The sequence below is a fragment of the Bacillus nitratireducens genome (assembly GCF_001884135.1).
Taxonomy (GTDB): Bacteria; Bacillota; Bacilli; order Bacillales; family Bacillaceae_G; genus Bacillus_A; species Bacillus_A nitratireducens.
On record NZ_MAOC01000007.1, the window covers coordinates 306,985 to 313,185 of the forward strand.

At 35.0% G+C, this 6,201-nt stretch carries 7 protein-coding genes; 3 read left to right on the forward strand and 4 right to left on the reverse strand.

The window, feature by feature from the left end:
* Window positions 1-31 precede the first annotated feature (31 nt).
* The gene (comJ, locus tag BAU23_RS02980) at window positions 32-421 is read right to left on the reverse strand and encodes a competence protein ComJ (RefSeq protein ID WP_000424027.1); all 390 of its coding nucleotides are present in this window, start codon (window positions 419-421) and stop codon (window positions 32-34) included.
* A gap of 35 nt (window positions 422-456) precedes the next feature.
* Window positions 457-891 (reverse strand): DNA-entry nuclease, encoded by a 435-nt coding sequence (gene nucA, locus BAU23_RS02985; protein WP_000811509.1) that lies wholly within the window; start codon window positions 889-891, stop codon window positions 457-459.
* Between the two features lie 236 nt (window positions 892-1,127).
* Here nucA and BAU23_RS02990 point away from each other — a divergent pair, with 236 nt between their 5' ends.
* Window positions 1,128-1,877 (forward strand): DUF3967 domain-containing protein, encoded by a 750-nt coding sequence (locus BAU23_RS02990; protein ID WP_000387500.1) that lies wholly within the window; start codon window positions 1,128-1,130, stop codon window positions 1,875-1,877.
* A 58-nt stretch (window positions 1,878-1,935) separates the two neighbouring features.
* Here BAU23_RS02990 and kinB read toward each other — a convergent pair whose 3' ends face one another.
* A complete protein-coding gene (kinB, locus tag BAU23_RS02995; protein WP_016130208.1) occupies window positions 1,936-3,210 on the reverse strand; it encodes a sporulation sensor histidine kinase KinB in 1,275 nt (424 codons plus the stop codon).
* Between the two features lie 309 nt (window positions 3,211-3,519).
* Here kinB and BAU23_RS03000 point away from each other — a divergent pair, with 309 nt between their 5' ends.
* The gene (locus tag BAU23_RS03000; protein WP_000929279.1) at window positions 3,520-3,720 is read left to right on the forward strand and encodes a hypothetical protein; all 201 of its coding nucleotides are present in this window, start codon (window positions 3,520-3,522) and stop codon (window positions 3,718-3,720) included.
* A gap of 117 nt (window positions 3,721-3,837) precedes the next feature.
* A complete protein-coding gene (locus BAU23_RS03005; protein ID WP_000434572.1) occupies window positions 3,838-5,001 on the forward strand; it encodes an aminotransferase A in 1,164 nt (387 codons plus the stop codon).
* Window positions 5,002-5,015: 14 nt separating this feature from the next.
* Here the strand turns inward: BAU23_RS03005 and malR are convergent, their stop codons facing one another.
* Window positions 5,016-6,038 (reverse strand): maltose operon transcriptional repressor MalR, encoded by a 1,023-nt coding sequence (gene malR / locus BAU23_RS03010; protein ID WP_000219030.1) that lies wholly within the window; start codon window positions 6,036-6,038, stop codon window positions 5,016-5,018.
* Window positions 6,039-6,201: the final 163 nt, after the last annotated feature.

Sequence of the window (6,201 nt, forward strand, 5' to 3'; positions counted from 1 at the left end):
TGGGTTATCCTCCAAAAGGATAACCCATTTTTTATTCTTTACTTTCAAAAAAGAATTCATATTGTATTTTATATAATTCATCATCCGTTGGCTCTTCAAGAGGAATTGCCTGTAATACAACGGTATACTCACCATTTGGAATAGGGATCTGAAATCTATTTGAAAGAATACTCGTTACAACGATACATTCATTTTCAACTGTAAAAGGAACCGCAACCGTTCTAAGCACTTCTTCTTTCTCAATATGTTTTCCACAAGTCACTTTTACTTCACAAGTATAATCAGAGAGTGCTTCAAAAATAACAGTTCCATCCGCCTTAGCATAACCTCTTTCAAAATCTTCATCTGTCCAATCTACGTAAGGCTGTTCACCATCATAGTTCATCAACATTAATTGTGAATAAGAAATTGTTAACTCCATAGTTCCCTTCTCCTTCATTATGAAATGTGCAACTACTATTTCACTTCAAATTTCACACGCGTACCATCTGGATATTTGTCTAGCTTATTCCCTACCCAAGAACCTGCACCGCGGTTATCTGCTGGACTTATATATTCAATATGAGCTCCTTTTCCGCCTTCCTTACACATCGCCATCGGCCATTCATCGCGATCATAACCTTTCTTCGTCGGATATGGCGCTAACGATAATTTCCTTCTATCCGCTGCACCATTACGATCAATTGTACACATTTCTGAATGCCCTTCTTTTATAGCATCCGCTATATGTTTCCCGGTCTCTGGATATCGTTCTTTCGGGAACTCTAAAATTTGATCATACGTAGTTGTTTTTTTAGTACTTGTCTCCTCTGGCACAAGTACTTCATATACCGCTACCAAAAGAGAAAGAATTGCAATAATTGAAATGATAATACCTTTTAATTGCTTCATGTGTACCTCCGTGTTCCTACCAATTTCTTTTCCTCAGCTATTATAACAAACTTCTTCTATGTATGTTTTCAGACATTATTTTAGCTCTTCCTCTCCATTCCGCCAAAAACATTCATTTTTCCCCATCTTTTCACTAATGCTGTAGAAAACTAATAACCTTCCGACATTCTTTTTCAAAGGAAGTCCTCATAAAAGATTGAAATGATATATACGATACTTTTTGGGGAGGAACTATCATGGAAGCTATTTATAAAACGAAAGATGTTACAAATAAAACAGGTATCCCAAAACATATAGTCCGAAAATATAGCCAACTCTTAGAGGAACACGGTTATATCATTTCAAAAACAGCTGATGCTCGTATTTATAAATTGGATGATTTAAAACTATTGAAATCTATACATGAAAGAGCTGCTACATTACAAGAAGATATTTCAGAAACAATACCTATTATTTTAAAAGAGAAAGAGGCCCCACCTGTACCTGTTATTCAAGATAAGCAAGAAATACAACCAAAAGAAAAAGAAGATGGGCGTAACTTTGAGGAGTTCATGTTAAAACTTGAAATGCTTGCTCAATTAAATGAAGCAATTATTCATCAAAACTCTACTCTCATTACACAAAATCGTTTAAAAGACGAGAAATTAGATGAACTTATGCAACAAGTTTATGTAAAGGAAGGATCTCAAGAAAAAATGTTACAAGATCTAGTTGATCACGCCGCTCAAACAGATGCACTCCAGAAAGAAAAGATGGACTTATTAATGAATCATATGTATAAGCGAGAATCTAAACAAGAAGAAAAAATGAATAAACTTGTCCATCAAATTTACAATAAAGACAGCAGCCGTGATGCACAACTCATGCAAGTTATTCGCGAAATTCAAGAAACAAAAAGATTGGTCGCCGCCTCAAAAGAGCAAAGCTTCTTTCAATCATTTAGAAGTTTATTCATTCGAACAAAACAAGAAAAAACAAATGAATAAACTTCTGTATATTTTCTAATGCACAATAAAATAAAAAGTTACCTTCTACCGGTAACTTTTATTCCTTATATCGTACAGCTGGCAATATAATAATAGCTTCAGTTCCTTTTCCACTTTCACTTTTATATTCCAATGTACCATTATGCGCTTGTAAAATACTAAATGTTACCATAAGACCTAATCCTGTTCCTTTTTCTTTTAAAGAATAATACGGTTGTCCAAGCCTTGTTAACTGTTCTTTTGTCATTCCAACGCCACTATCTTTAACTCTTATTACAATCGTTTCATCTTTTTGAATAGCCGTTACTTTTAAATACCCTTTGTTTCCTTGAATTGCTTCAATACCATTTTTAACAACATTCATAATAGCTTGCTTCAATTTCGTTTTATCACCGATAGTATAAAGGCTCTCAGAAATCTCAACTTGCAAATAAACACCCTGCATTGCTGCAAATGATGACATAAGCGTTGTCATTTCAATTAATTGTGCTGATAAACAAATATGTTCTTTTTTTTCAATTTGTGGCCTTGCTAAATTTAAATAATCTGAAATAATCTGTTCAGCACGATCCAGTTCAGCTAATACGAGACGCATATAATCTTTGTTTTTTACGTCTTCCGTACTCTCTAGCAATTGAATAAACCCACGTACCACAGTGAGCGGATTTCGAACTTCATGTGCAACACTTGCAGCTAACTCACTTACAATATTAAGTTTTTCTGATTTTTGCATTTCTGTACGCAATAATGCATTTTCGTTTAAATACTCAGTCAAATACACTTGAAACACCATTGTCATAACCATAATAAGTGATGCAAATATATACCCACTATATAGATTAGATATGTACGGTGTAAAACCTGTTTCTAAAAGGACATTCAACATCCCAAATACTAATGAAACAAGAACATAAAATGATGCAATCATAAAAGCTAATATTAGCTTCTTATCTCTTGAAAAAAGAGACCATTTCTTTGACAAAAACAATGGAATTATTGAAAGAAATATAACTTCTACGACAGGCAACCAACTGAGTCCCTTAACAATCCATTCATATGCAACAAAAATAATGGCAGGGATGAGCCCAACAATCCCCCCATATAAAAAACCACTAACAATTGGGATTGGATGAAAATTGTATCCACAAACGGTACCAAAACAAATAGAGTATGTCATGGAGAGAACGAGTGTAACGCTAGATAAAAACATAATAAAGTAGCGATTAGGCTTCGGAAGCATTTCTTGATAACGATTTAAACGAATCGCTTCATATAAAAATAGTGGTAAAATAATGATGGCAATTTGGATCATTAAATCACGAATCAGCTCCATAGCCTCTCATCCCCTATATGTATTTTGATATGATTATATCATTTTATAAGTTGATTTGTTTTAAAATTTTGATTTTTCTTAACGTATTTGTTAATTATTTGTTAACAACTAATAATAAATGTTACAGATTTCCGAAATGATTGTAAACCCTGTACCAAATTTCCTTCATGCAGTATACAATGAATACGGATTACAAAGAAATTAAAAAACACTTCACTAGACGGACAACTATCGCAAAATACAGCATATAATCCATACTATCTATGTTTACAAATAAGTGATCATTACTTTAGTAGGAGGAAGATAAAAATGGCGGGTACTACGCTTGTTTTAAAAGAAGAAAATTTGGTTGTGCTAGAAAACGTTGAAAAATCAGTATACGAAGAACTGCAACATAAAGCAGGGGAAGATAACTGTACATGTGCTGTAAATGAATCCGTTGTCCATCTCGGCAAAGTATCTTCCGTACTTTGGAACGAAGATGAAATAGATTGGGAATACGGTTATTAAAAAGTCGCTTTCAGCGGCTTTTTTCTTTTCTCTCTTTCTAAATGACATATGCAAAGCGGAATCATAGAAAATATGTTAAAATGGACTTAATTTTCAAACGGAAGAAAGGGAGATACAATGGAACAATTCATTAATCCTAGAGTGAAGGACATCCAAATTTCTGGAATTCGTCAATTCTCTAACATGATTCAAAACTATGATAATCTTATCTCTTTAACAATTGGACAACCCGATTTCCCTACACCTTCTCTCGTAAAAGAAGCGGCAAAACGGGCTATTACAGAAAATTATACAAGCTATACACATAACGCCGGTTTACTAGAATTACGTAAGGCAGCTTGTAACTTTGTAAAAGATAACTACGATTTACATTATTCACCTGAAAACGAAACCATCGTTACAATCGGTGCCAGTGAAGCAATTGATGTTGCATTCCGAACTATTTTAGAACCAGGAACGGAAGTAATTTTACCTGCTCCTATTTATCCTGGTTACGAGCCGATTATTCGACTATGTGGTGCAACTCCTATTTTTATAGATGTTCGTGAAACTGGATTTCGTTTAACAGCTGAAGCATTGCAACATGCAATTACAGAACGAACAAGATGCGTCGTTTTACCGTATCCTTCTAATCCAACTGGCGTTACCTTATCAAAAGAAGAATTAGAAGATATTGTATCTGTCTTAAAAGATAAAAATATTTTCGTTCTTTCTGATGAAATTTATAGTGAACTTGTATATGAAGAAAAACACACATCTATCGCTCATTTCCCAGAAATGCGTGATAAGACGATTGTCATTAACGGCTTATCAAAATCACATTCTATGACCGGCTGGCGTATCGGACTTTTATTTGCTCCAGAATATTTAGCAAAACACATATTAAAAGTTCATCAATACAATGTTACATGTGCTACTTCAATCGCTCAATATGCTGCAATCGAAGCTTTAACAGCTGCTAAAGATGCCCCGAAGATGATGCGCTATCAATACAAAAAACGCCGTGATTACGTATATAATAGACTCATTCAAATGGGTTTAACGGTCGAGAAACCAACAGGCGCATTTTATTTATTCCCATATGTTGGACATTTAACATCTTCATCATTTGATTTTGCACTTGATCTTGTAAAAGAAGCCGGGCTAGCCGTTGTTCCTGGAACAGCATTTTCGGAATACGGTGAAGGCTACCTTCGCCTTTCCTATGCTTATAGCATCGAAACTTTAAAAGAAGGCTGTGACCGTTTAGAAGCTTTTCTAAAGCAAAAAGCTAAGAGTTAAACTCTTAGCTTTTTTTATGCATAATGATCACAAGTTTGACGCTTCAGTAATTTATGTGGAATAATAATACACTTTGCAGTTGACTCAGCATTCTCTACTTTATCAACTAAAGCTTTTGCTGCTTCATATCCTAGCTGATATATATTCACATCAACTGTCGAAAGCGGAGGACTCGCAATTTCTGATAATAAAGCATTATTAAAGCTTACAATAGAAACATCCTTCGGTACAACGAATCCTTTTTTAGAAAGTGCGCTTAGTACACCAAGTCCAATTAAATCATCCGTTGCCATAATTGCCGTCGGTGGTTGCTTCAGTCCCATTAACTCCTCAACGGCTTGTTGACCACTTTCCCTTGAAAAATCAAAGTGTAAAATATACTCTTTCGGTAATACAATGTCTGCTAGTTTTAAAGCATCACTCATACCGGCTAAACGATCTCTCGTTACAAGTAAATCTGATCCACCACCAATGAACGCGATCTGTTTATGGCCTAGTGAAATTAAATATTCCGCCACTTCTCTTGCAGCTGTATAATTGTCATTATCTACATATGTAATTTCATCTTTTCGATCATATGGTTTTCCAATTAAAACAAACGGGAAGTTTTGGTCATGCAAGTATTCAATAATCCGATCGTTCTCTCTTGAATATAAAAGAATAATACCACCGATTTGACGCCCTTGTACCATTTTTACAACGCCATTAAAAATTTCATCTTCCGTTTCACCAGTCGACATATAAAGCGCATACCCTTCCACATGTGCAAATGAACTAATTCCTCTTATAACTTCTGGGAAAAACGGATTTTGAAAAGCTTTACTTGCAGAACTCGGCATAACAAGACCAAGTGTCTTCGTCGTTTGGTTCGCAAGGTTTCTTGCATTTAAATTTGGATGATACCCTAATTCACTCATTACTTTTCGAACACGGCGCTTTGTCTTTTCACTTATACTTGGATTATCAGCAATTACACGAGAAACAGTTGATGGTGCTACGTTCGCTTTCTTCGCCACATCTTTAATTGTAACTGTCATAAAAATCCCCTCCTTTCACTTCTCTGCCATTTTCATATATTTTATCCCGCATTAACGAGCAGTAAGACCCCCACCTCAAAATTCAGCGAAAACAAAGAAGTTAGGTGGGGATCAACTGCCCGTAAAAGCCCGATTGGTTCAACTAATAATCAGTGGGGGATGA